Raw genomic sequence first — 23,510 nt, 5'->3', positions numbered from 1 at the left:
GCGGCCGGCTAGGGCAGCGTCCAGGTCTGCTCGGAGGCGCCGGAGCACGCGGTGACCTTGGTGGCCGCGCCGGAGCGGCCCGGGTCGGTCAGGCACTGGCCGTTCGAGGCGACCAGGGTGCCGCCCTCGCCCGTACTCCACGCGGCCGCGTTCTCGCAGGAGCCCACCCGCACGGTGCCGTCGCTGCCGGCGGCGGCGCAGCGGCCGTCCACGTGCAGCGTCCCGTCGGCGGCCAGGGTGAACGTCTGAGTGTCGCCGCCCGAGCAGCCGGCCACGTTGACCGGGCTGCCGTCGAGGCCGAGCAGGCCGCCCCGGGCCAGGCACCGGCCGCTGGCGGCGGTGATCGCCCCGGTGCGGTCGGTCGGCGCGGCGGTCGTGGTCGTGGCCGTCGGGGTCGCGGCCGGAGCGTTCGACGAGGCGGACGGTGGCGTCACGACCGGAACGAGGGCCTGCTGGGAACCGCTCACCGAGAGGCTGGGGGTGACGCTGGCGCTCACGCTGGCCGACGCGCTCAGGCTGGCCGAGGCCGACGCGGCGGCCGCGGCCGCGCTCTTCGACGCGGCCGCCACCGACGACTCCGGGATCGGCGGCTGGGCCGGCATCGCGGGCAGGGCCGCGCCCGGCTGGGGCAGCTTGGGGTCGGTGCCGGGACCGAAGACCAGGAACGCCGCCACACCCAGGGCGAGAGCCACCCCGCCACAGAAGATCACCAGCCGCAGGACCGGGTTGTCGGTCCGTTTCGGCTTCTTGGGCGGCTCCTCGGGCGCGGGCTCGGCCACGACGGGGTGAGCCGCGGTGTCGCCCTCCCCGGGCTCGGGCCACGTCTCCGCGTCCTCCACGGCAGTGAACTCCGTGGTGTCGACACTGGTCGACACGTACGGGCGAACGAGCACGGGATCCTCGCGATCCGGCGTATCGGTCATCTTGCTCCCTCCGGCCGGATCAAGATACGCGATATCGTCCCGGATCGATCACCCGATTCCGCACTTTAACCGTCCGTATTCGCGCGTTTCCGTCGCGCTTCCGTCCATACTGTCCGGGCGTGCCGCAGCAGCACCGCGTTGTCCTCCGCGGGCGTCCCGTCGGGCAGGGTGAGCGTGTCCTCGAGCCCGATGCGGGTGGCCAGATCGAGGGCGCCGGCATGGGTGATCAACGGCCAGCAGGCCGCCTCCTCCCCATGCAGCAAGATCGAGCCGCCGGACGGGGAGGCCGGCCATTCGCCTGTCGGGGCCGCCCAAGCAGGCCGCGTCAGCCCGGCCGGCCGCGCCAGCTCGTCCAGCCGGACCAGGATCGCGTCCGCCGCGGCCACGGCCTCCTCCGCCGGCGTGTCGATGATCTCGACCAGCACCCGCAGCAGCGGAAGGCCCTCCAGTGCGTCCACATCGTCCGGCGACCAGACTCCGGCCTCCACACCGACCCCGGCGCTGTCGAGAAGGCGTACCAGCGCGGTGAATCCTGGCTCGTGGACGTTGACCGACGCGAAGTCGGGAAGCACCCGCCACCCGGCCACCAGCTCGGCCCGCCGCCGCGGATCCCCGCCGGTCATCCAGATGCCGGTCGACACCCCGACCGGCAGCCCCGGGCAGGCCTCACGGATCGCCGTGACCGCCGCCCCGATGTCCGCACCGTCCAGCGACTCCCGCCCGTCAGCGTCCCGGGGATGGACATGGACCGCGTCCGCGCCGACGGCCCGGGCGGCGGTGGCCAGCTCGGCCGGGGTGACGGGCGCGGGGCGAGGGCGACCGCCGTTGAGACACGCTTTGATCCACACGCAAAACATGTTGCCCGCGTCGGCATGATCGAGACATGACCCGTAAGCCCGATGTCTCCTGTGTCTTCGTCTGCCACGACGGCGACGGCCGCATCCTGCTCGCCCGCCGCTCGGCCCGGGCCCGCGACGAGCCCGGCGCCTGGGACTGCGGCGCCGGCGCCCTCGAGTTCGGCGAGACCTTCGAGGAGGCGGTCACCCGCGAGGTCACCGAGGAGTACGCGACGGCTCCGGAGGAGGTCACCCTGCTGGGCGTACGCAACGTGCTGCGGCCGGGCTCGCATTGGGTCGCCGTCGTCTTCTCCGTACGGCTGGATCCGGCGAAGGCGAGAATCGGCGAGCCGCACAAGTTCGACGAGCTGGGCTGGTTCGCCCCGTCCGCGCTGCCCTCGCCGCTGCACTCGCAGCTGCCGCCGACCTTGGAGCTGCTCAGCGCCCGATGAGGTCGCCGACCTCGGTCCGGGACGCGACGCCCAGCTTGCGCAGGATGTTCGACACGTGCACGGCGGCCGTCTTGGGGGAGATGTAGAGCCGCCGGGCCAGCTCCGCATTGGTCAGCCCGTCGCTGATCAGCACGGCCACCTCGCGTTCGCGGGGGGTCAGCGCGGCCGGCCCGGTCACCGCGTCGGGCGCCCCGGCCGGGGCCAGGCCCAGCTGCGTACGGACCTGGTCGAGCTGGGTCACCCGCCAGCCCTCCCACTGCGCGAGCAGCGACGCGGCCGCCTCCACCTGCTCGGTCGCCTCGGCCCGCCGGTCGCCCGCGAGCAGGCAGCGGGCGGCCCCGACGCGGACGGTCCCTCGAATCGACGGCCCCAGCTCGGGCGCCTCGGTGATCGACAGATAGCCGGCCAGCGCCTCGGCGTGGCGGCCGCGCGCCTCGGCCACCTGGGCGTCGACCAGCGTGCGGTAGGCGTCCCACACCTCCGCGTCGAGCAGCACCGCGGCCATCCGCTCGAGCCGCTCGGCCGGCAGGCCCAGCTCGAGCGCGGCCGACGTCAGGTCGTGGGCCTGTTCGCCGCTGCGCCACGTCTGCCCGGCCAGGTCGGCCAGGAACTCGTCCAGGGCGGCCTCGGCCCGCGGCAGGTCGTGGCGCCGGCAGGCCAGGTGCAGGGCGAGACCGGGGATCGTGGCCGGCGGGTTGTTGGGCAGCGCGGTGAGGTCGGTGATGATCTGCTCGACCCGGTCGTACTCGCCGGCCTCCAGGTAGAGCCCGGCCAGGAAGACCCCGTGGTAGTCGGCCCACCGGCCCCGCTTGCGGTAGCCGCGATCCTGCTCGCGGCCCTCCTCGAGCGCGGCGATGGCCGCCCGCAGGTCACCGGCCCGGATGGCCAGCCGGGCCCGGCCCTGGAAGTATGTGGCCACCGAGAGCGACTCGAAGCCGGCCCGCTCGGCGTCGACCCGCATCCGCTCCAGGATCTCGGCGTGCTCGTCCGGCGAGGTCGGCGGCACGTCCTGCACGAGCGAGTTGAGAGCGCGGGCCGCCAGCACCCACTCGCCGGCCTTCTCGGCGTCGTCGACCAGAGTGGACAGGACCGCCCGGCCCTCCTCGGCCGTCGGCGCCCGGTCGGTCAGGGCCAGCCCCTTCTCCAGCAGCGCGGCCAGCCGCACGCCGGGCAGGTCGAACTCGTCGGCCAGGGCCAGCGCCCGGTCGGACCAGAGCAGCGCGGCGTCGAGCTCGTCCCGCAGCAGCGACGACTGCGCGATCGCGGTCATCGCGCGGGCCTGCCCGGCGCCGGGTGGCAGCTGCGCGATCAGGGTCTCGATGTCATGGGTGAGGGCCCGCATCGCGTCGAACTCGCGGGACTCCCAGGCGATGCGGACGAGCAGGTAGAGCGACTCGGCCCGGTCGGTGGGGGCGGTGGCCAGGTCGTGCCAGCGCCGCCCGTGCCGCAGGGCGTCGTCCAGCAGCCCGGCCAGCCACGACGCGCGGGCCGCCCCGGCCAGCAGGTCGGTGTCGTCCGGGTCCTCGTCCAGGCCCATCTCGGCCAGCTGCAGCGCCTGGTAGGCGGAGCCGATCGACAGGTAGAGGGCGGTCCCGCTGCGGGCGGCGGCGACCATGTCCTCGTACCGCCCGGCCCCGCGCGCATGATGCGCCACCATGGCCGGATCGGACGACCCGCCGCGCAGCAGCACCTCCAGCGCGGCCTCGTGCAGCCGCCGCCGCTGCCGCCCGAGCATCTGATCGGCGATCGCCTCCCGCACCAGCGCGTGCCGGAACGCGAACTCGTCCTCACCCGTCTCGACCAGCACGCCCCGGGTCACGAGGTCACGCAGCACGGCGATGAGCTCCTCCTCGCCGGCGCCGGTCACGTCGGCCAGCAAGTCGAACGGGATCCGGTGGCCGAGCACGGTGGCCGCCTCGGCGATCCGGTGACCGCGCGGCTCCAGGTCGTCGATGTGCCGGCGCAGCACCTCGGCCAAACTCCACGGCAGCGGCTGCTCGACCAGCGCCTCCACGTCGTACCCGGGCAGCGCCCGCAGCAGCTCCTCCAGGAAGAACGGGTTCCCGCCGGTCCGGTGATGCAGCGCCGTGGCCGCCCGCAACGGCGCCGGCGCCCCCGTGGCCGCCGCCAGAAGGGCCGCCGTCTGCGCCGGCGTCAACCGATCCAGCCGTACGTGCGTGACCGCGTGCCGCCGCTCGAGGCGCGCCAGCAGCCCGGCCACCGGCTGCCGCCGGTCAACTTCATCGGGCCGGTACGTGCCGATCAGCAGCCGCGGCCCACGCTGGTCGGCGATCCGCTCGAACAGGGCCGCGCTCTCCGAGTCGGCCCAGTGCAGATCCTCGAAGACGATGACCGCCGGCGCGTCCCCGATCAGATCGGCCAGGATGGCCAGCCCCGTGTGCAGCCGCTCGACCGGGCTGCGCTGCGCGTCGGCCAGCGCCGCCAGCTGCTCCTCGTCCACCTCGGGCCGCCCGTCGATGGCGTCCAGCAACACCTCGTACGGCCGCGACAGCGACCCCGGCTCAGCCTGCCCGACCAGCACGACCGTCCCCGCCGGCAGCTTCGCGATCAGCTCATGCACCAGCCGCGTCTTACCGATCCCAGGCTCACCCGCCACGATCGCGACCGCCGTCTGCGCCCCCGCCCCACCGCCCGGAGCGAGCCGCACCAGCCGGCGCAGCTCACTCTCCCGCCCGATCATCACCGAGCCGGCACCACCGCGGAGGGTTCGCACGAGGCCAGGCTACCGTCGGGCCGCCCCCGCGGCTTCCTCGCTCGCCGCGCCTCCCGCGCACTGCGCAGCACCCGCCACTTGTCCGCCTCCGCGATCAGCTCCCGCTGCTGGTTGTGGGCCAGGTCAAGCATGAGATCGGTATGCGCCAACATGATGTGCTCCTCGTCGTCGCCGATACCCCGATCCTCGGCGCGTGAGCGACCCACCACATCAGAAGTCGCTACCTATCTCCGCAGACCCCAGGGGTCTTAGACGGCCCCTGCGCCACGCCTAGGCATACCTACTCGCGAGCCCGCCGGGGACCATCCAGTGATGCCGGCGTTCACTTCCCGACCTGCTCACCCCGAACGGACGCGGGATCTGCCGAATTGAGCACGTCAAGCCCCGCGGCTGACGCTTCTGTGTGCGAAATTTTTTGTGCCGGCCCATTGGCGGATGCGTGCCTGCCGTTTGGAAAAGGAGATCCGATTCGGTTGCGATGCGTCTTTCCGGTGGTGCGATCGGGTACGGCAAAAGGGCCCTGTTGTCGCGTGCCGGTCGCCGTTAATTCTCTTTCGGGCTGCGAAATAGGGCCACCGGGGCCGGGCCGGCTCGACTGAATAGGCGATAGCGTGGCGTGCATGCGCGACGGCGGGTCGCACCTGCGAACAGGCCCGGCCCAATAGGCGAAGCGGAGTATGAACACCACGGCGCCCGAGTCATTGGCCGGCCCTTGCGTGAGGGGGCCGCCGGGCGCAGACACGGTCACGGTCGGCGTCGGTTCGATCGTCGTCAGTCGGTGCGGCCCGAGCTCAGCTATTGCCTGCTCGGTCGCCGTCGGCGGGTGCGGCTCGGGTGCGGTTGTTGCTGCTCCGATCGCCGTCGGCGGGTGCGGCTCGGGTGCGGTTGTTGCTGGTCCGGTCGCCGTCGGTCCTTGGGGCGCAGGCTCGGCTGTCGCCGGCTCGATCGCCGCCGGATGGGGCACGGCCACGGGTTCTGCCGGCTTCATCGCCGCTGGTAGGTGAGGTGCGAGCTCGAGCTCCGTCGGTTCGATCGCCGCTGGCGCGGGGGAGGTCGGTGTGAGTGCTGCCGGCTGCGGTGTGCCCGGCTCTGAGGCGAAAGGCGCTCGCATGGCGGTGGGTTCTGCTGCGGCAGGCTCGGCGGCGACAGTCCAGCCGGCCGGAGGCTGGGGCAGGCGCCGCTCGCGCGCGCACCGGGCGAACTCGGCCCTGGCCGCCTCCACGGATCCATACATGCGGCGCTGCTTCTCGGCGTGCCGCTGCGCTAACCTCGGTCTTTCACTTGAGTGCCAACCCATAGTCATAGTTCGATGAATCAGGTTTCGCGTGCGGCGGCGTTCTGGTGGCATGCCGAGGGCCCGGCGCCGGGCCGGGTTCCTCCGTGATGTGCTGGTTGGTGCGTGAGCCGGCGAGGTCAACCAGCGGGCCGTGGCAGTGCGGCGAGGTTGCTGAACGCGCTGGTCAGAGCGTCGGCCCACGGCCAGTTCGCGGCGATGGACAGGCGGGTTCGGCGGGCGGTGCGGGTGATCCGGGCGGCGACGTGCAGCAGCCGGTAGCGCAGCTTCTTCGGTTCGACGGTGGCCAGGTCGCCGTCCAGCAGCAGGGTTTGGGTCCAGGCGAGTAGGTCGATACCGGTCAGGGCGAGTTGCAGCCAGGCCTGGTTGATCGCGAAGACGCGGGACGGGAACCGGCCGAAGCCGGTGTTCTTGCCGCAGCGGATGCGGTCCTCGACGCGGGCATGGGCCCGGTGTCGGGCTTCCAGGAACTGGACGCTGCCGCTGCCAGGCGGAGTGTCGGTGGCCACGACCTGGTGCCGCCAGCCCTCGATGGTGTCGAACAGCGACAGCTGGGCGCCGGGATGCGGGCGTTCCCGGCGGACCACGAACCGGGTGCCCTGCGGCCAGCCGGTGGCGTCGAACGATCCGGTGATCTCGCAGACCTCGGCATGCTCGCGCAGGTCACCGCCGGTGTCGATGGCGGGAACCCAGCCGGTCGCGGAGCGGATCGCTGACCGCACCGGTTCGGTGATTGCGGCGCCGACACTGAAACGGATGTCGAGGTGCTGTTCGCGCAAGCCGCGTAGGTGGGTCAGGAAGCCGTGGCTGGAGCCGGCGGAATCGCTGCGCAGCAGGATCGGGGTGCCGTAACGGTGTGCGTCGGGGATCTGGGCGAGGGCCTGGTCGAGCACGGTGATGTGGTCGGCGGTGGTGTTCGAGCCAGCCCGGCCCTCGCGCAGCAGCCCGGCGAGGGCTTCGCCGGTGTTGTCCAGGAAACACAGCAACGGATGGAACCCGAAGGTCTTCTTCCAAGTCCGGGTCGCCGCTTCCTTCTCGGAATGGCAGACCACGATGGTCGCGTCGATGTCCAGGACCAGACCCTCGACTTGCCAGCCGGCGACTACGGGTTGCGGCAGGTCGCCGCGGACCTCGGCGTGCTGGGCCCAGGCGACCTCCCGCGCTGCTGCCCGGGCTGCCCGCAACTCGGCCAGCGCCGGTTCGTCGAGTTGCGACAACAGTCGCCACGCGGTCGGGTCAGAGGCGACCGGCCCGAACAAGGCCTGCTGGTCGCGTAGTACCGCCAGGTCAGCGATGGCTTCACCGCCGTCGGCGAGCATCACCGCCAGATCCACGGCGATCCGGCCCGGGTCGTGCCCGCGCTGCCGCTGTCGCAGCCTTGCGAGGGCGTGGCTGAACGCGCTGGTCAACCCGGTGGTATCGGCCAGATCGGCGAGCAGCCGGGCACCCGCGTGACCGACCACGCCCCGTCCACCGCCGGTCACCGTGATCTTCGGACGTGTTGCGGTAGCCTTCACCCAGCAAGTGCCTTCCGTGACAGGAAACTCGGACCCTCAGCAAGTCCTATTTTCCCTGATCAGAAGGCACTTCTTTATTTCCGGCCCAGTCCTTGGACACCCCTAACGAAGGGCCGAGGCTAATCCCCAGGCGCGGCGCCTTTTCAGGACACGCCGGGTTTCTTCGCGGTCGGCAGAATAGTTTCTGGCCTTGGTGCGATCGCGCATCGCTGCCGTCTCGGCTCGGCCGAACAATGACATCTGCCCTCGCATACAAGAATTTTCCCGCACCCGGACCGGCGATGTCATTGTTGGATCATGCCAACCTCGATGAATTCCGTTTCGGGCTCGCGCGTCGAGCTGCTTCACCATTCGCGAAAAGGCTTATTGCGCCATGTGTCGCTCTTAGGTAAATGCTGTGTGGCCTGACGGTCCGTTAGAAAAGGGGCCTGGCGTGAGCTGCTTACTCTCGACCGTCATCCGTGCTCGGCGATGTTTCGGTGGCCGCTGGCGTATCAAACCCAGCGGCCGGCTCTCGGAACGATTGGGTCAATGGGCTGGTGGGGACTGTTCTCGGCTTCGAACCAGTCGGCGACGGTGAAGGTACGGCCGCACAAGCCGCATGTCGCCCGGCCGAAGTGGTAGCTGAGACCTTCGGCGAGCACCTTGTCGCCGCCCGTGACGACGGTGTCGTGCATCCAGCGTCGTATCTCGGTGAGATCTTCGGGGACGGCCGGGCGCGGCGGGATTCGGTCAACGTCGCCGTCGTTGTGATGCCTAAACGCCGAGTAGTTGCCGTACTCGCCGATGACGATCACTAGGCGAGTGGAGCAGTGCGGGCAGCCGACGTGGTGGTGCTCGTCGGTGAAGTCCATGCTGATCGAAGCCCAGAATGTGTAGCCGGCGAAGGCGAGCGTGTCCTGCAGCGATCTGGTCAGCTCGAGGTCACCGCCGTCAGTCAGACGGGTTCGAGCGAGGCGGTACAAGGCTGCTACAGCCTCTGAGTTCGCTCGGACCACCTCGTCGGCCAGGTCAGAATGTGTGAGGGCTGGTGATTTGCCAGTGGGGCATCGGGGCGGTCTCCGGCAGCACCGCGTTGCGGGGGGAGTAGGACATGACCTCGGCGGTGGCCTGGCGGATGTAGGCGGACATGGCGGCGCGGGCGGCCGGGTTGGTGATGGTCTGTTCGGCGGCGGCGTCGAAGCAGGCGATGAAGCGGTCGCCGATGTCGCCGTGGGCGCCCTGGTGGGCGTGCAGGCGCAGCATGGCCAGGTGGCCGCCGTGCTGTTGGGTGAAGACGGGCGGGCCGCCGAAGACCTCGCCCCAGTAGTCGGCCAGGTGCTGCACGTGGTCGGGGCTGATCCGGTGGCCGAACGGGTGCTCCAGGACCGGGTCGGCCAGGCAGCGGCGGTGGAAGTCGGCGGCCAGGGCCAGGAGCGCCGGGGCCCCGCCGGCCGCGTCGAACAGGGACATGACGGTAGTGTGCGCGCTCCCGACGCGTACGTCACCGGGGTATGTCGGACGTATGGGGCGAAGCGCTCCGGGTACCTGAGGGGCATGCACCGGTACGGGGACGAAGTGGCGGCGATCGCCCGGCCTTTGGTCGACGAGGGCGACCTCGACCTGCTGCTCGACCGGGTGGGTTCGGCCAAGGTGGTGATGATCGGGGAGGCGAGCCATGGCACGCACGAGTTCTACGTGTGGCGGGCGGCGCTGACCCGCCGGCTGATCGCCGAGCGCGGCTTCTCGTTCGTCGCCGTCGAGGGGGACTGGCCCGACTGCGATCGGGTCGACGCGACCGTGCGGGGCGGCTCGGCCATGCCGGACGAGGCGCTGCACCGCTACGACCGCTGGCCGACCTGGATGTGGGCCAACGAGGAGACGGCCGACTTCGCGCTCTGGCTGCGCGCCTTCAACCTGAACAACGGCCGGGGCGTCGGCTTCCACGGCCTCGACGTCTACTCCCTGTGGGAGTCCCTGCGGGAGATTCTCACCTGGTTGCGCGAGCATCATCCGTCCTCGGTCCCGGCGGCGCTGGCGGCTTATCGGTGCTTCGAGCCGTACGCCGAGGATCCGCACGCGTACGCCTGGGCCACCCGCTTCGTCGGCGCCTGCTGCGAGGACGACGTCGTCCGCATGCTCATCGACCTGCGCGGCCGGGACCTGGCGGTGTGGCAGAACGCCGAGGTGGTCGCCGGCGCCGAGCACTACTACCGCACGATGATCAACGGCGGGCCCGCCTCGTGGAACATCCGCGACCGGCACATGGACGCCACCCTGGCCCGCCTGCTCGACCACTACGGCCCCGACGCGAAGGCCGTCGTCTGGGCGCACAACACGCACGTCGGCGACGCCAACGCGACCGACCAGGCCACCAACGGCGAGGTGACGATCGGCTCGCTGGCCCGGGAACGTTTCGGCCCGGAGCGGGTGGCGCTGATCGGCCTGGGCAGCCACCGGGGCACCGTGATCGCCGGCCGTACGTGGGGCGCGCCGATGGAGGTCATGCCGGTCCCGCCGGGCCGTTCCGGCTCCCTCGAGGAGCTCCTGCACGCCGAGGCGCCGCCGCAGGCCTTGTTCGTCTTCCCGCCGATCGCCGACCGTCCGGACTTCCTGATCGACCCGTTGCCGCATCGGGCCATCGGCGTCGTCTACCGCCCCGAGCGCGACAACTGGGCCAACTACGTCCCGTCGGTGCTGGGCGACCGCTACGACGCCTTCCTCTGGTTCGACGAGACCTCGGCCGTACGCCCGTTGCATCCGTTCCACATCGACGCCCGCGAGCCGGAGACCTTCCCGAGCGGCGTCTGACCTTTCGGCACCCCTTGACTTCGATGGCTGCGGGCGTACTCTAAACCCAAAGGTTGATAAACCAGATGGTTTAGAGGTTGTGCTATGACGGCAGATCCGATCGACGGTGTCTTCGCCGCCCTGGCTGATCCGACGCGGCGGGCGATCCTGGCCCGGCTCGCGGGCGGCGACGCGACGGCGGGCGAGGTGGCCGCCGGGTTCACGATCAGTCCGCAGGCGGTGTCCAAGCATCTCAACGTGCTGGAGGCGGCCGGGCTGATCGTGCGCACCCGTGAGGCGCAGTGGCGGCGCTGCAGCATCGCACCCGGGCCGCTGCGGGCGGTGGCGGAGTGGGTCGAGCCCTATCGGCGGCTCTGGGAGCAGCGCTACGACACCCTCGAGACCTATCTGGACCGACTCCAGGAGGAGAAATGAGCATCACCGTTCAGACCCCCACCGACACCACCATCGTGATGTCCCGCTCGTTCGGCGCGCCGCGGGAGCTCGTCTTCGCCGCGCACGCCCAGGCCGAGCACGTCCGGCACTGGTGGGGCCGCGGCAACCCGCTCGACGTCGACATGGACTTCGCGGTCGGCGGCAAGTGGCGCTTCGTCGAGCACGCCGGCGGCCAGGAGCACGCCTTCCGCGGCGAGTACCGCGAGATCGACCCGCCGAACGGCTTCACCTGGACCTTCGAGTACGAGCCGCTGGCCGGGCACATCGCCGTCGAGAAGTACGAGTTCACCGAGACCGGCGGCGTCACCACGGTCACCTGCACCGCGACCTTCAGCAACCAGGAGGACCGGGACGGCATGCTGCAGAGCGGCATGGAGACGGGCGCCGAGGAGTCCTACCGGGCCCTCGACGCCTACCTCGAGAAGATCAAGCAGGGGTGAGCACGACCACCGGGATGATCCGGGTTGTCTTGGCCTGATAATCGGCCCAGCCCGGATCCTCGGCGGCCGCCCGGGCGAAGGCGCGGTCGCGTTCCTCCCCGGCCAGCGGGACGGCCGACGCCTCGTACGTGCGGGTGCCGTCCTCGACCGTGACCCGCGGGTCGGCCCGGACATTGTGGAACCAGTCGGGGTCTCTCGGCGCTCCGGCCGCCGAGGCGATGACCAGGATGCCACCGTTTTCGTACGGCAGGAAACCCAACGGCGTCGTGTGCGCGGCCCCGCTGCGGGCGCCGCGCGTGGTCAGCAGAATGAGGCGGCTGCCGGCGAGCCAGCCGCCCACGCGCCCGTTGTTGGCGCGGAACTCCTCGATGATCTGTTGGTTGAACGGGTTCGGCATGAATCGCTTTCTGATCGGCCTGACAGGACAGCGGCGGAATCAGAAAACGGCGGCGGGCCCCGTGCCCGCGACGGGCTCAAGCCCCGGCCGGGCGCCCGTCCAAGTAATGGCCAAAGGCCGACCCGGCAGTCACGGAAAGCACTTTAGCGCTCAGACGGCGCCGGTCACCACCCGGATTCTCGTCGTGAAGGTGGTCGGCCAGTCGAGGAAATCGGCCACGGCCTCGGTGGCTTCGGAGCGACGATCCGGCGGTACGGCGTCGAGCACGCGCCGGCCCAGATGCGAGCCGATCCAGTCGACCAGTTGGGTGGCGTCCCGGAAATGGCTCCGGACGTCGAGCTCGCTCACCCGCGTACGGTCGAACCCGGCCTGGACCATCGCCGAGCGCAAGGATTCCACCGAGCCGAACATGGGGTGTTGCTTGTGGTCCGGCGGGGGATTGTCGCCGAAGCGAACGAGAATGCGCATCACCTTGCTGTGCCGGGGATCGGGCGCGGCGAAAGCGCTGAAGGCCAGGCGGCCGCCGGGTTTCAGGAGCCGGCGGTACGAAGTGAGAGCGCTCGGCGGGTCGGGAAGAAAGAACAGCACCATCGAGGCCGTGATGACGTCGAACGATTTGTTCGGGAAATCCGGGCTTTGCGCGTCGCCGATCCGCACGGTCACGTTGCGCAGCGCGGACGTGGCGGCCGCGGTCCGGGTGACCATGCCGGGCGCCAGGTCGATGCCGGTGACGTGCCCGTTCGGGCCGACCAGGCGCGCGGCCGGCAGCAGGGCGGCGCCGCGGCCACAACCGAGATCCAGCACCCGGTCGCCGGGGCGGGGCGCGACGGCCCGGACGACCGCCTCGGCCATGGGCTTGAAGAAGTCGACGCCGACGCTGTCGTACTCCCCGGAGACGCGGTCGAAGACGTCGATGATGTTCATCGGCCCAGCATGGCAGCCGGGCGCACCTCCGGACAGACCGGTGGATTCCATGCGGCGCCGCGGGTGACGGAGGCGAGGTACGCGGTCAGGTAGGCCGAGCTGATCTCGAGCGCGCGACGACCGTCGATGCGGCCGAGCGGAAGCGCCCAGCGCAGCGGGGGCGCCAGGCGGTAGAGGGCCTGATCGGTGAAGGTGAGCTCATCGGCGCCGTCGACGGAGAAGGCGTGTGGGCCGCTCAGGGGCGGGCCGGCCGGGCCCATGGTCAGGTCTGCCCGCGGGCCGTCGGCCGTGTCTGCCTGCGGGCCCTGGGTTGGATCTGCCTTCCGGCCGGCTTTCGGGGTCAGGATCAGGTCGGCTTTTCGGCCTGGGATCGGGTCTGCCGTCGCACCCAGCGCGGCCGAGCCGGCGCACCGCGGGTCGGCTCGGCAGGCCTCGGCCGCGGCGGCCCCGCCCAGCCCGTGACCTGCGTAGACGACCTTCGCCGGGTCGGCGTGACGTCCGTACTGCGTCACCGCGCGCGAAGCGGCGAACCGGGCGTCCGCCGCCAGGATGGCCAGGAGCTGCTGGTAGCGCTTCGGGTCACGGCCGGCGGCGCTCGCCCGCACCGTCTTGCCGTCGAGAACTGTCAGACCCGCGCTGTACGTTGGCGTCACTCCGACCACCAGGTAGCCCTGAGCCGCGATCCGGGAGGCCAGCGCTGTGTATTGCGGCGCCGCCGCACCCCGGTCCGGCAGCAGCACCACCACCGGAAAGGACCCCGCCGCAAATGCCACCTCGTCCCACGTCCCGGTCCGGATCTTGTCGAGGAACGTCGCCCCCAAGCCGTAGCGGTGCAGACCCTCCCACCCCTCCGGCGCGTAACGCGACTCCACGCCGCCGCCGGTCGCGGCCGGATACCAGGTGAAGACCGACAACAGTCGAGGAGTGCCGCCCAGCGGCGCGAGCTGGTCGGTGCGCGAGCGGTCCACCCACAGGTCGGTCGTCCGCCCGACTTGGTAGGCCCCGACCGGGCTGAAGCTCACCGGCGTCCGCGCCTGCTTCATGGCATACGCCGCAAGGCCGGCCGCGAGCAGGACGACCGCCACGGCCACTCGGATGACGCGCACCGCTGAATTGTCGGCGTCCGCTGTCGGGTGCGCCTGCCCGGGGTCGATCGGTGTGCGTGGGTGCCTGTGGCGGGCCGCAGGCCGTGCCCGCCCGGAGGAGCTTGGCTCGCGTGCCCCGGGCGGATGGTGAGCGTGCGTGCCAGGGCGCCTCGGGCGTGCGTTCCCGGGCGCCCTTCGGGCAAGCGGGCCAGAGCGGATTCCGAGCCACTGTGGATCAGAGGCAGCTGGTGGGCGTTCGTGCGCGGGTCAGTCGGCGGGTGTGGGAGCGGCTGCAGGCGTGGTTGAGCGCGCCCACCGGCCGGTGGTGAGCAGAGCCAGGAACAGGACGACGGCGCCGAGGGCGACGATGATCCACCAACCGGCGTGGCTGGCTTCGGCGAAGTTGGCGGTGCCGCCGGCGACGACGGCGCCGATCACGGCTACGCCCAGGGACGTGCCGACCTGGCGGCTGGTCGAGGCGATGGCGGCGGCTACGCCGGCCTGTTCGCGGGGCATGCCGGAGACGGCGGTCTGGGTGATGGGGGAGTTGACCATGCCGAAGCCGAAACCGAAGACGAGATAGCAGGCGAGGAGCAGCCAGATCGGGGTGTCCGCGGTCAGCCGGGTCAAGGGCAGGATGCCGACGATGAAGGCGATGCCGGCCAGGGTCAGCGGCAGCCGGGTGCCGCGCGAGCCGACGATCCGCCCGGAGAGGGGTGAGAAGACGACCGTCATGGCGGCGAACGGCAGCGTGTACAGGCCGGCGTGCAGGGCCGACAGTCCTCGGGTGTCCTGCAGGTAGAGCGTGTTCAGGAACAGGAAGCCGGCCAGCGAGCCGAACGCCGACACCGCGATCAGCGTCGCCCCGCTGAACGGCACGCTCCGGAAGAACCGCAGCTCGATCAGCGGTTCCGTGCGGCGCGGCTCGTAGATCAGCAGGGCGGCCAGGGCGAGCGCGCCCAGCAGGAAACAGCCGAGGATCTCGGGTGAGGTGAAACCGGCGCCGGGGCCCTCGATGATGCCGTAGGTGACCGAGGCCAGCAGAACCAGCACGATGACCTGACCGACCGGGTCGAGCCGGCGCGGGTGCGGGGCCCGTGACTCCGGTACGAAACGCCAGGCCAGCAGGAAGGCGGCCACCCCGACCGGCACGTTGACCCAGAAGATGGCGCGCCAGTCCAGCGCGTGCACCAGGAAGCCGCCGAGCACCGGGCCGATGGCCAGGCTGACGCCGACGACCGCGCCCCAGACGCCGATGGCGCGCGCCCGCTCGCGGGCGTCGGTGAACGTGTTCGTGATGATCGACATGGCGACCGGGTTGAGCATCGAGCCGCCGATCGCCTGGATCATCCGGAACGCGATCAGCCAGCCCAGGCCCGGGGCCAGGCTGCACAGCAGGGAGCCGGCGGTGAACAGGGCCAGACCGGTCTGGAAGACCCGGCGCCGGCCGATCCGGTCCGCGGTCGAGCCGGCCAGCACGAGCAGGCTGGCCAGGACCAGGGTGTACGCGTCGATGGTCCACTGCAGCCCGGAGAGCGGCGCGCCCAGATCGTCCCGCAGCGCCGGCAGGGCGATGTTCACGATCGTGTTGTCCATGCCGACGATGAACAGGCTGCAGCAGCAGATGGCGAGGATCAGGTAGCGGCGTGGCACAAGATCATTTATACGCGCCCGCGCCCGGTCCGCATTGTGATCGCCGGATCGGCGCTTTTCGAAATTGGAACTATTTCGGCGGTCGACACGGTGGGAATTCGCGTCGTAATGTGGGCGTGCGGCTGAACGCAGGGTGACGAGGAGTGCCGTCGATGCACAGTTCTGTCCTGGAAGTGCGCGCCGGCGCCGACGGCAGCGTGGTGATCGCCCCGCACGGGGAGGTCGGCGACGACCAGACCGCCGAGTTTCGCCGCGCTCTCGTGCACGCGGTCCGCAAGGTTCGCCCGTTTCTCCTGATCGTCGACCTGGCTGACGTGCCCGAGCTCGATCCGGTCAACGTCGGTTCGGTGGCCGCCGCCTGCGCGCTGGGCGACGATCACCACGTCACCGTCTTCGTCGACAATCCGCGCCGGGAGGTCGCCCGGCGCCTCCAGGCGGCCGGTGTTCCGCACCAGAGGTTGCGTTCTTCGGGCCATTAAATGGACGGCAGGTAAACAGCAGGAATGCCGATTCCGTAATTGCCGTAGTGCATTACCGTGGCGGCTGTGCCAGCAGTTCTCGAAGCGACTCGCGTGGTGGCCCGGGCGGCCGCCCGGCGGGAGACTCCGGCCCGTTTGCGTCTCTGGATCACCGTCGTCGTGCTGACCGCCGTCGCGCTGCTCGCCGTGACCAGCTTGCTGATGGCCCGGGTGCAGGAGCAGGTCCGCATCATCGGCGACGACGCCGCGCCGCAGGCCGCCACCGCGGCCGATCTCTACTTCGCCCTCAGCGACATGGACGCCCAAGTCGCCCGGCTGGTGCTCAGCACCGGCAACGACGCGCTGGCCAACAGCCAGATCGACGCGCTGGGCGCCTACCGGGAGCGCGGCCGCCAGGTCGACTCCGACCTGCAGACGCTGATGGCCTCCGGGGTCGGCGGCCTCGACCTGATGGACGGGCTGGCCACCTACCGCGAGCGGGTCTGGCAGGCGCTGACCGCGGGCGGGGGCGCCGCCGGCTACTACACGCAGGCCACGAACGTACTTCACCTGGATCTGCTCCCCGAGGCCGAGCGGCTGCGCACTCTGAGCGAGGAAAGACTCGACCGGGCGTACGCCACCAAGCAGACCACTCAGATGTGGGCCGTGGCCCTGGTCGTCCTGCTCGGTCTCGCGCTCATGGTTGTCCTGATCGCGCTGCAGGTGTGGCTGACCCGGCGGTTCCGCCGCCTGCTCAACCCGGCCCTGATCGCCGCCACCCTGCTCACCGTGGCCCTGGTCGTCCCGGCCGTCGCCGTCCTGGCCGGGCAGGAGCGGCGGCTCGGCGCCGCTCGCGACGACAGCCTGCGGCCGTTCCTCGCTTTGTCGTCGGCCCGGGCGGTCAGCTACGACGCCGCCGCCGACACCAGCCGCTATCTGATCAGCGACCGGCTGGCCTTCTACAAGCAGGATTTCGACCGCAAGGCCGGCTTCCTCGACGGCCCGTCCGGGTTGCCGTCCGCCGCGGCCGGGCCGGACGTCAGCCCGTACGGCACCGATCAGGTCTTGGCCCGATGGCGCGCCTACCGCGCGGCGCACGAGCGCATCGTCACGCTGGCCGACCAGGGTCGTGAGGCCTCCGCGATCGGCTATCTGACCGGCATCCGCCGCGGCGACGCCGTTTTCGACTTCTCCTATTACGACGCCGCCGTGGCCGAGATCGCGAGCGACCGCAAGGCCGCGTTCGACGACGCCCTGCGGGTGAGCTCGCAGCTGCTCAGTGGCTGGACCTGGTTCCCGGTCGTCGTCCTCGGTGTGGTGATCCTGCTGGTGCCGCTCTCCGTCCGCCGGCGCTTCGCCGAGTACCGCTGAAAGGGCACGTCAGTGAGACTCCTTCCCGTCGCCGCCGCCCTCGGACTGCTGCTGGGTGTCGCCGCCTGCGACGCGCCCCGCCGCGACGACGAGGCCGTGCCGATCGCCTGCGCCGAGGGCTCGATCACCGCCCAGGGCTCGTCGGCCCAGGCCACCGCGGTCAGCACCTGGATCAAGAACTACCAGGTCAGCTGTCCCGGCGCCTCGATCGCCTACGCCAGCACGGGCTCGGGTGCCGGTCTGCGCGCCTTCTACGCCGGCACCGGCACCTTCGCCGGCTCCGACTCGCCGATCGCCGCGGCCGACACGGGCCGGGCCACCGCCCGCTGCGCGTCCGGCCCGGCGCTGCACCTGCCGATGGTGGTCGGCCCGATCGCCCTCGCCTTCAACGTGGCCGGCGTCGACGAGCTGCGCCTGTCCCCGGGCACGATCGCCGCCCTGTTCACGGGCAAGATCAAGACCTGGGACGACGCGCGGGTCAAGAAGGACAACCCCGACCTGCGCCTGCCCGCGACCCCGGTCCGCACGGTGCATCGCGGCGACAGCTCGGGCACGACCGACAACTTCACGAAGTTCCTGGCCGCCACCGCCCCCGCCGACTGGGGCCTCCCGACCGGCTCGGCCTGGCCGGCCCCCGGTGGCTCGGCCCAGGAGGGCAGCAACCGCGTCGTCGCGGCCATCGAACGCACCGACGGCGCCATCGGCTACGTCGAATCCTCCTACGCCCGCTTCCACAACCTGCCCACCGCCCGCGTCGGCAACGCCGCCGGCGAGTTCGCCGCCCTGACCGACAGCGCCGCCGCCCGCACCGTCGCCGCGGCCAAGCTCACCGGCACCGGCCACGACCTCAAGCTCCAGCTCGACTACACCACCAAGGACGCCACCGCCTACCCCCTGGTCCTGGTGACCTACGAGATCGTCTGCCGCTCGGGCTCGCCCGCCCTGGTCAAGAGCTTCCTGACGTACGCCGCGAGCCCCGCCGGCCAGGACGCCGCCGCCGGCCTCGGCTACGCCCCGCTGCCCGACGATCTGCGAAACCGGGTGGCCGCCGCTGTCGGCTCCCTCTAAAGCATTTCCAGCAGCGTTTCCACTCGCGTGGCCAGGACCAGATCAAAGGCACCATCGACCCGTACGCTGACGACGGCGCTCCCAGGTGACCGGGCGAGCCGGACGTCCAGCGGCGGGGTGCCGGCCAGCGGATATTCGAACCAGCCGTCCGCCGTCTCGTCGTCGGTGTCGTCGAGCGCGCCGGTCAACGCCGCCTCGTCGAGGTCGTCATACCGGTATCCGATGTAGAAGCTGATCTGCCGCAGCAACTGAACGACATGGTCCTCGCTCACCCACCCCGCGACCTGGGTGGCCGAGCCTCGATCCCGGGCCGGCGTCAGCTGTTCCGCCTGCGGGTCGTAGGTGTCGAGACCGTACATGCCCGCCACGGCCGGAAGGGCGCTGGTGGCGGCCCAGTTGTAGGGCAGCGTCACCACGACGTACCGGTCGGCCAGATCGGTACGGCCCCCCGGTTTCCGCCACCCCAGGTCGTCGTGCCACGGATGAATCATGTCGGCCAGCTCCGGCCACCGGCGCAACAGGTCAGCGCGGAAAGCCAGGACCCGCTGATCCGGCGCCAGACCCCCGGCCTTCTCGTCCGCAAGCCGCGCACCCAGCCGCCGAGCGTCCTCAGCCGCGCCGGCCGGCCAGAAGTACAGGTCGTAGCTCACCCGCACCAGCGTATCGACCCACGCCACATCGCCGGAATCTGCTTGATGCCTCCGTATCGCGCTGGCAGCGTGGACCCTCGTGCCGGAGACCGGAAGGCCGAAAGCGGACTCGAGAAGCGTTGCCGTGGCCGAGCGGCCGCTGCGCTCGCCGGCGTTCAGGTGGTTCTTCATCGGCCGCTCGGTCTCCATGGCCGGCAGTTTCATGTCGCCGGTCGCCCTCGCGTTCGGAGTCCTGGAGATCACCGGCAGTGGAGCCTGGTTGTCCGCGGTCCTCGCCGCCGCCGTGGTTCCGATGGTCGCCACCATGCTGATCGGCGGCGGCATCGCCGATCGCTACCGCCGGGACTCCGTGCTTCGCCTGACCAGCCTGGGCGCCGGCATCGCTCAGGCCGGCGTCGCCGTCGTCCTGCTCACACACCACCGTCCCGCGCTGTTGATACCACTGTCGGCGCTCAACGGGATCTTCCAAGGACTGACCACGCCGACCCTGCGAGGCATCCTCGCGAACCTGGTGTCCGGCCGCGCCCTACAACAGGCAAGCTCGCTGTTGGCCTCCGCCGGCAACACCGCCCGCCTCCTCGGGCCGAGCGCCGCCGGCTTGTTGACCGCCTCCGTCGGTGGCGGCTGGGCCATCGCCGCGGATGCGGCCGCGTTCCTCATTGCGGCCGCCTGCTTCGCCCGGATCTCCCTGCCCGACCTTCCACCACGAGCGGTTGGCGACCCCTCACTGCTGAGCGCCCTGTCCGAGGGATGGGCCTACTTCCGGACCCAGACGTGGATCTGGTCGGTGACCCTGGCCTTCGCCGTCTTCAACGCGACCACCATGGGGTTCTGGCAGGTGCTGGGCCCGGTCATCACGAGCGAGACCATCGGCCCCCGGGGCTGGGGCCTAGTGCTCAGTGCCCGTGGAGCCGGGGCGTTGCTGGCCGGCCTCATCCTGGTGCGGCTGCCGATCATGCGGCGGCCGATGACACCGGCCTTGACCTTGATGGCGCTGGCCGCCCTTCCGCTCGTTCTGCTCGGCGCGGGCGCGAACCTCGCGTGGCTCATGACGGCCACCTTCGTCGCCGGCATCGCCGCCGAGTTCTTCACTGTCGTGTGGACAACGGTCACCAACACTCACATCCCGGAACGTCTGCTGTCCCGAGTGGGCGCCCACGACGAGTTCTGGTCGTTCCTGTCGCTACCCATCGGCCAGATCTCCGCTTCCGCCCTCACGGCCGCGGTCGGCGCTACGACAGTCGCCTACGCCGGTGCCGCTTCAGGAGCAGCGGCGATGCTGCTCGCGGCATTCGTCCCCGCGCTTCGCTGCATGGAAATCACCAACAAAGCTGAGGCGGGCCGGAAATAGCCGTCAAGCGGTGGGGTGGAGTTGCTCTGATCGGTCGGTGGCGGGCCGCGGGCGGGTGCCCGCAATGAAGGCGATCGCGCCCAGGGTGGCGGTCACTGCGTACAGCACGAAGGTTGTCCGGTAGCCGAGGTGCTCGATGGCGGCGCCGGAGAGGATGCCGGAGAGCAGCAGGCCGGTGGTCGAGGCGTTGGCGAACAGGGTGGTCGCGCGGCCGGTGGCGGGGGCCAGGAGATCCTGGAAGTAGCGGATGCCGGCGGCGGCGACGATCGCGATGCCGACGCCCCGGAGGACCTGGCCGGCGATCAGCAGGGACAGGCCGGTGGAGAAGACCGTCAGGACGTTGTAGGAGGCCAGCGAGGCGAAGCCGCCGAGGATCAGGAACCGCTGGCTCACCCGGTCGGGCAGCACGGTCAGAATCAGCGTGGCCACCACCTCGACGGCGGCGCAGACGCTGAAGAGCACGCCCACCGACGAGGCGTCGTGGTGCAGGGCGCGCGTGACGAAGAGCGGCAGCGCCAGGCCACCGGCGAACATCGCCCCGAAGAAGAGGACCATGCTCGCGGTCAGCAGAATCGGGGTGCCGCCCGGGGGCGACTCCGTGAACTGTACGGGACCAGGTCGCGGCACCAGGAACACGATGAGCGCGGAAGCGAGCAGAATCCCGGCGGCGATCCACATCAGCCACGAATAGCCGCCGCGGGACAACACCAGCGCGCCCAGCAGCGGACCGGTGGCCCAGGCCAGCGACCAGGCCGCCCGCAGCACCGGCGCCGACCGCCGCCCGGCCGCGCCCTCCCCCAGCACGGCCCGGGCCAGCGCGAACAATTGCGGAAAGGCCGCGCCCAGCGACCCCAGCACGGTGGCCGCCATGAGGATGAGAATCAGAAAACTGGAAACCCGCGGAAGCAGGAGATACCCCAAGGCCCCCAACACGATCACGGCGATCGCATAGACCCGCGCCGGCCGCCGGTCGAACAGCCGCCCCAGCCACCAGCCGATCGTGATCCCGCTGACCGCGAAAACCGACGACCAGACCCCGATCTGCAGCGGCGACAACCCAGCGACGTCGGCCCCGAAGAGCACGATGTACGAGTTGATCATTGAGTCCGCGATGCCGAACAGCAACACGGCAGCGAAGAGGGCAACGAAGGGCACGCGCTCTTATTACCGGTCAGACCTTTCCCACGAAACCTATTTAGTAGCAATGAGGCAGAGCCCCCTGCCCTTTGCTCGGCCTGGCGCTGCGGCCTGGCGCGGCGGCCGCCTACTCTTATCACCCACCTCGCGGCCACCCACCTCGCGGCCGCGCACCTCGCGGCCGCCCACCGTTTCCGGCCATCTCCCGGCCGGCCGGCCGCCTTCCGGCCGCCCACGCTTACCGCTCACCTCCAGGCCGCGCACCTTCCGGCCGGCCACCCTTACCGGCCACTCTTCGGCCGCCTACGCTTACCGGCCGCCTCTCGGCCGCCTACCGTTACCGGCCATCTCTCGGCCGCCCACCTCCACGGCCGCCCGCCTCCACCGGCCGCTCACCGCCACGGCCGCCCGCCTCCACCGGCCGCTCACCGCCACGGCCGCCCGCCTCCACCGGCCGCACCGCCCCAGACTGGATGATCACCGTGAAGGCGGTGATGGGAAAGCGGGACCGGCAACGCGCCGGATGCAGTGATGCCCGGCGAGTGGGCTCGCCGGGCATCGGATGGTGCGGGTTGCGGTCGGTCAGCTGTTGATGGCGGCCAGCTGCTTGGCCTTCTCGGGCCAGGTGGCGGCGGAGGGGGCCGAGCGGAGGCCGCCGGCGATGAGGGCGGCGCGCAGGGTGGTGGGGTCGGAGTCGGCGATCTGGCGGTAGGTGGTGAAGCCGCCCGCGGCCAGGGCGATGGCGATCTTCGGGCCGACGCCGGGGATCTTGGTGAGGTCGTCCGGCTCGGAGACTGCCACCGCGATCGGGGCGGGGGTGGTGGCGATCTCTTCAGCCTCCGCGATGCCGGGGACGGCGGCGGTCGTCTCGGCGAGGGTCTCGGTCTCGGCGGCTACCGCGACGGGCGCGGGGACCGGGGCGACCTGCTCGGTCTCGGCGGCGCCGGGAACGGTGGCGACGGTGTCGACAGTGGACATCGCCGGGGGAGCCTCGGCCGCCGCGGCGACGGGCTCGGCGGCGGGGCGGGGCCGGGGAGCGCGGGTGCGCTTCGGCTTGGCCGGTGCCACCGGCGCGGCGACGACCGGCTCGGCCTCCGCGGTCGGCGCGGGCTCGAAGACGGATGCGGCAACCGGCTCGGGCTTGGCGTCGGCCACGGCAACCGGCTCCGGCTCGGCGTCTGCAGCGGGCTCGGCCACGGCAACCGGCTCGGGCTTGGCGTCTGCAGCGGGCTCGGCCACGGCAACCGGCTCGGGCTTGGCGTCGGCAATGGGCTCGGGCAGGGCAACCGGCTCGGTCGCGGTGTCGAAAGGCTTGGTGGCGGGATCGAGGTCGGCGGTCGTCTCGTTGGCGGCCGATGCTGCGACCGGCTTGAGCTCGATGGCCGACTCCGGCTTGGTGGCGACCTCGGGTTCGGACACCGGCTCGGCGGCGACCGGCTCGAGCTCGATGGCCGATTCTGGCTTGGCGGCGGGCTCGGGTTCGGACACCGGCTGGGCCGCGGCGGCGGGCTCGAGCTCGACGGCCGATTCCGGCTTGGCGGTGGGCTCGTCGGTGTCGGCGGTGGCCGGCTTGGTGTCGGCTGGGGCGAGCGTGGCGGGCTCGGGAGTGGAAGGTGTGGTGGCCAGAGGCTGGGTGGCGACGGGCTCGGCGGCGATCGGCTCGGTCGGGACGGGGGTGTCGGTGGCCTTGGTGGACTCCGGGCCGGTGGGGGCGGAGTCTTCCTCGGTGGCCGGGGCGGGAGTGGCGGCCACGGCGGCGGCCGGCGCGCTGGTGGGCTGGGCGGACGGCTCAGCCGCGGGCGGGGTGGCCTTGCGAGTCGGGCGCAGGAGCCAGCCGGCCGCGAAGCCGATCACGACCCCGGCAACAAGGTAGAGGAATGATGCCATCAAGGGCCTCCGGACAACGAGGAATTCAGATTTAGCGCGCAGCTTTGCACATCCTCCCGTTTGACCACCATGAGGGTGGCACCAACGGGATGACGTGCTCACACGCGG

The 23,510-nt window shown here is 71.2% G+C and carries 22 protein-coding genes; 8 read left to right on the top strand and 14 right to left on the bottom strand.

The features are described 5' to 3' along the window. Positions 1-8 precede the first annotated feature (8 nt). Both AB0J66_RS45420 and AB0J66_RS45415 read right to left on the bottom strand, forming a co-directional pair. Positions 9-923: an RICIN domain-containing protein gene (locus tag AB0J66_RS45420; RefSeq protein WP_364674440.1), complete on the bottom strand. Its 915-nt coding sequence runs from the start codon at positions 921-923 to the stop codon at positions 9-11. Between the two features lie 65 nt (positions 924-988). Continuing rightward, the gene (locus AB0J66_RS45415) at positions 989-1,771 is read right to left on the bottom strand and encodes a 3-keto-5-aminohexanoate cleavage protein (RefSeq protein WP_364674437.1); all 783 of its coding nucleotides are present in this window, start codon (positions 1,769-1,771) and stop codon (positions 989-991) included. Between the two features lie 35 nt (positions 1,772-1,806). On the opposite strand from AB0J66_RS45415, the gene AB0J66_RS45410 reads away from it, so the two are divergent. Beyond that, the gene (locus AB0J66_RS45410) at positions 1,807-2,211 is read left to right on the top strand and encodes an NUDIX domain-containing protein (protein WP_364674434.1); all 405 of its coding nucleotides are present in this window, start codon (positions 1,807-1,809) and stop codon (positions 2,209-2,211) included. On the opposite strand, the gene AB0J66_RS45405 is transcribed toward AB0J66_RS45410, so the two are convergent. The 5 genes from AB0J66_RS45405 to AB0J66_RS45385 all read right to left on the bottom strand — a co-directional run bounded on the left by AB0J66_RS45405 (position 2,198) and on the right by AB0J66_RS45385 (position 9,208). Beyond that, positions 2,198-4,945, bottom strand: coding sequence for an AAA family ATPase (locus AB0J66_RS45405; protein ID WP_364674432.1), 2,748 nt, complete (start codon positions 4,943-4,945; stop codon positions 2,198-2,200). The genes AB0J66_RS45410 and AB0J66_RS45405 overlap by 14 nt on opposite strands. Further along, the gene (locus AB0J66_RS45400; RefSeq protein WP_364674429.1) at positions 4,912-5,097 is read right to left on the bottom strand and encodes a hypothetical protein; all 186 of its coding nucleotides are present in this window, start codon (positions 5,095-5,097) and stop codon (positions 4,912-4,914) included. Before AB0J66_RS45400 ends, AB0J66_RS45405 begins: the two co-directional genes overlap by 34 nt. A 1,261-nt stretch (positions 5,098-6,358) precedes the next feature. Next, on the bottom strand, positions 6,359-7,756 hold the full coding sequence (locus AB0J66_RS45395; protein WP_364674427.1) for an IS1380 family transposase: 1,398 nt from the start codon (positions 7,754-7,756) through the stop codon (positions 6,359-6,361). A 494-nt stretch (positions 7,757-8,250) separates the two neighbouring features. Next, positions 8,251-8,721 carry a hypothetical protein gene (locus AB0J66_RS45390; RefSeq protein WP_364674424.1) on the bottom strand — a complete coding sequence of 157 codons (471 nt, stop codon included), beginning with the start codon at positions 8,719-8,721 and terminating at the stop codon, positions 8,251-8,253. A gap of 46 nt (positions 8,722-8,767) precedes the next feature. Further along, entirely contained in the window at positions 8,768-9,208 is a 441-nt protein-coding gene (locus AB0J66_RS45385; protein ID WP_364674422.1) for a hypothetical protein, read from the bottom strand. 84 nt (positions 9,209-9,292) lie between these two features. On the opposite strand from AB0J66_RS45385, the gene AB0J66_RS45380 reads away from it, so the two are divergent. From AB0J66_RS45380 to AB0J66_RS45370, 3 genes are all read left to right on the top strand, one after another. Further along, positions 9,293-10,546, top strand: coding sequence for an erythromycin esterase family protein (locus AB0J66_RS45380; protein WP_364674419.1), 1,254 nt, complete (start codon positions 9,293-9,295; stop codon positions 10,544-10,546). An 84-nt stretch (positions 10,547-10,630) separates the two neighbouring features. Further along, a complete protein-coding gene (locus tag AB0J66_RS45375; protein WP_364674417.1) occupies positions 10,631-10,960 on the top strand; it encodes a metalloregulator ArsR/SmtB family transcription factor in 330 nt (109 codons plus the stop codon). Then, positions 10,957-11,421, top strand: a complete 465-nt coding sequence (locus tag AB0J66_RS45370; protein WP_364674414.1) for an SRPBCC domain-containing protein — start codon at positions 10,957-10,959, stop codon at positions 11,419-11,421. The genes AB0J66_RS45375 and AB0J66_RS45370 overlap by 4 nt, the downstream gene beginning before the upstream one ends. Here the strand turns inward: AB0J66_RS45370 and AB0J66_RS45365 are convergent. From AB0J66_RS45365 to AB0J66_RS45350, 4 genes are all read right to left on the bottom strand, one after another. Beyond that, a complete protein-coding gene (locus AB0J66_RS45365; protein WP_364674412.1) occupies positions 11,408-11,818 on the bottom strand; it encodes a nitroreductase/quinone reductase family protein in 411 nt (136 codons plus the stop codon). The two genes, AB0J66_RS45370 and AB0J66_RS45365, sit on opposite strands and share 14 nt — an antisense overlap. Positions 11,819-11,968: 150 nt before the next feature. Continuing rightward, entirely contained in the window at positions 11,969-12,742 is a 774-nt protein-coding gene (locus tag AB0J66_RS45360) for a methyltransferase domain-containing protein (protein WP_364674410.1), read from the bottom strand. Next, on the bottom strand, positions 12,739-13,848 hold the full coding sequence (locus AB0J66_RS45355; protein ID WP_364674409.1) for a hypothetical protein: 1,110 nt from the start codon (positions 13,846-13,848) through the stop codon (positions 12,739-12,741). Before AB0J66_RS45355 ends, AB0J66_RS45360 begins: the two co-directional genes overlap by 4 nt. Positions 13,849-14,094: 246 nt before the next feature. Then, positions 14,095-15,480, bottom strand: a complete 1,386-nt coding sequence (locus tag AB0J66_RS45350; RefSeq protein ID WP_364674407.1) for an MFS transporter — start codon at positions 15,478-15,480, stop codon at positions 14,095-14,097. A gap of 152 nt (positions 15,481-15,632) precedes the next feature. Here AB0J66_RS45350 and AB0J66_RS45345 point away from each other — a divergent pair, with 152 nt between their 5' ends. The 3 genes from AB0J66_RS45345 (at position 15,633) to pstS (ending at position 18,377) form a co-directional block, all read left to right on the top strand. Next, positions 15,633-15,959, top strand: a complete 327-nt coding sequence (locus tag AB0J66_RS45345; protein WP_364674404.1) for an STAS domain-containing protein — start codon at positions 15,633-15,635, stop codon at positions 15,957-15,959. Between the two features lie 66 nt (positions 15,960-16,025). Further along, on the top strand, positions 16,026-17,309 hold the full coding sequence (locus AB0J66_RS45340) for a hypothetical protein (RefSeq protein ID WP_364674403.1): 1,284 nt from the start codon (positions 16,026-16,028) through the stop codon (positions 17,307-17,309). Between the two features lie 12 nt (positions 17,310-17,321). Next, positions 17,322-18,377, top strand: a complete 1,056-nt coding sequence (gene pstS, locus AB0J66_RS45335) for a phosphate ABC transporter substrate-binding protein PstS (protein WP_364674401.1) — start codon at positions 17,322-17,324, stop codon at positions 18,375-18,377. On the opposite strand, the gene AB0J66_RS45330 is transcribed toward pstS, so the two are convergent. Continuing rightward, positions 18,374-19,027, bottom strand: coding sequence for a hypothetical protein (locus AB0J66_RS45330; protein WP_364674398.1), 654 nt, complete (start codon positions 19,025-19,027; stop codon positions 18,374-18,376). The two genes, pstS and AB0J66_RS45330, sit on opposite strands and share 4 nt — an antisense overlap. A gap of 124 nt (positions 19,028-19,151) precedes the next feature. Here AB0J66_RS45330 and AB0J66_RS45325 point away from each other — a divergent pair, with 124 nt between their 5' ends. Continuing rightward, positions 19,152-20,378 carry an MFS transporter gene (locus AB0J66_RS45325; RefSeq protein WP_364674395.1) on the top strand — a complete coding sequence of 409 codons (1,227 nt, stop codon included), beginning with the start codon at positions 19,152-19,154 and terminating at the stop codon, positions 20,376-20,378. Positions 20,379-20,381: 3 nt separating this feature from the next. On the opposite strand, the gene AB0J66_RS45320 is transcribed toward AB0J66_RS45325, so the two are convergent. Together AB0J66_RS45320 and AB0J66_RS45315 are read right to left on the bottom strand one after the other, a co-directional pair. Further along, the gene (locus tag AB0J66_RS45320; protein ID WP_364674393.1) at positions 20,382-21,533 is read right to left on the bottom strand and encodes an MFS transporter; all 1,152 of its coding nucleotides are present in this window, start codon (positions 21,531-21,533) and stop codon (positions 20,382-20,384) included. Between the two features lie 564 nt (positions 21,534-22,097). Beyond that, positions 22,098-23,402 (bottom strand): helix-hairpin-helix domain-containing protein, encoded by a 1,305-nt coding sequence (locus tag AB0J66_RS45315; RefSeq protein ID WP_364674390.1) that lies wholly within the window; start codon positions 23,400-23,402, stop codon positions 22,098-22,100. Between the last annotated feature and the right edge of the window lie 108 nt (positions 23,403-23,510).

Origin of the sequence: Actinoplanes sp. NPDC049598, from assembly GCF_040675435.1 — a bacterium.
GTDB lineage: Bacteria > Actinomycetota > Actinomycetes > Mycobacteriales > Micromonosporaceae > Actinoplanes.
This window is presented reverse-complemented; position numbering and strand designations above follow the sequence as displayed.

What these genes read in the sequence shown, in the direction of transcription:
- AB0J66_RS45315 (WP_364674390.1), bottom strand. Translation starts at nt 23,402, where the DNA reads ATGGCATCATTCCTCTACCTTGTTGCCGGGGTCGTGATCGGCTTCGCG.
- AB0J66_RS45345 (WP_364674404.1), top strand. Translation starts at nt 15,633, where the DNA reads ATGCACAGTTCTGTCCTGGAAGTGCGCGCCGGCGCCGACGGCAGCGTG.
- AB0J66_RS45360 (WP_364674410.1), bottom strand. Translation starts at nt 12,742, where the DNA reads ATGAACATCATCGACGTCTTCGACCGCGTCTCCGGGGAGTACGACAGC.
- AB0J66_RS45420 (WP_364674440.1), bottom strand. Translation starts at nt 923, where the DNA reads ATGACCGATACGCCGGATCGCGAGGATCCCGTGCTCGTTCGCCCGTAC.
- AB0J66_RS45365 (WP_364674412.1), bottom strand. Translation starts at nt 11,818, where the DNA reads ATGCCGAACCCGTTCAACCAACAGATCATCGAGGAGTTCCGCGCCAAC.
- AB0J66_RS45380 (WP_364674419.1), top strand. Translation starts at nt 9,293, where the DNA reads ATGCACCGGTACGGGGACGAAGTGGCGGCGATCGCCCGGCCTTTGGTC.
- AB0J66_RS45370 (WP_364674414.1), top strand. Translation starts at nt 10,957, where the DNA reads ATGAGCATCACCGTTCAGACCCCCACCGACACCACCATCGTGATGTCC.
- AB0J66_RS45375 (WP_364674417.1), top strand. Translation starts at nt 10,631, where the DNA reads ATGACGGCAGATCCGATCGACGGTGTCTTCGCCGCCCTGGCTGATCCG.
- AB0J66_RS45400 (WP_364674429.1), bottom strand. Translation starts at nt 5,097, where the DNA reads ATGTTGGCGCATACCGATCTCATGCTTGACCTGGCCCACAACCAGCAG.
- AB0J66_RS45410 (WP_364674434.1), top strand. Translation starts at nt 1,807, where the DNA reads ATGACCCGTAAGCCCGATGTCTCCTGTGTCTTCGTCTGCCACGACGGC.
- AB0J66_RS45385 (WP_364674422.1), bottom strand. Translation starts at nt 9,208, where the DNA reads ATGTCCCTGTTCGACGCGGCCGGCGGGGCCCCGGCGCTCCTGGCCCTG.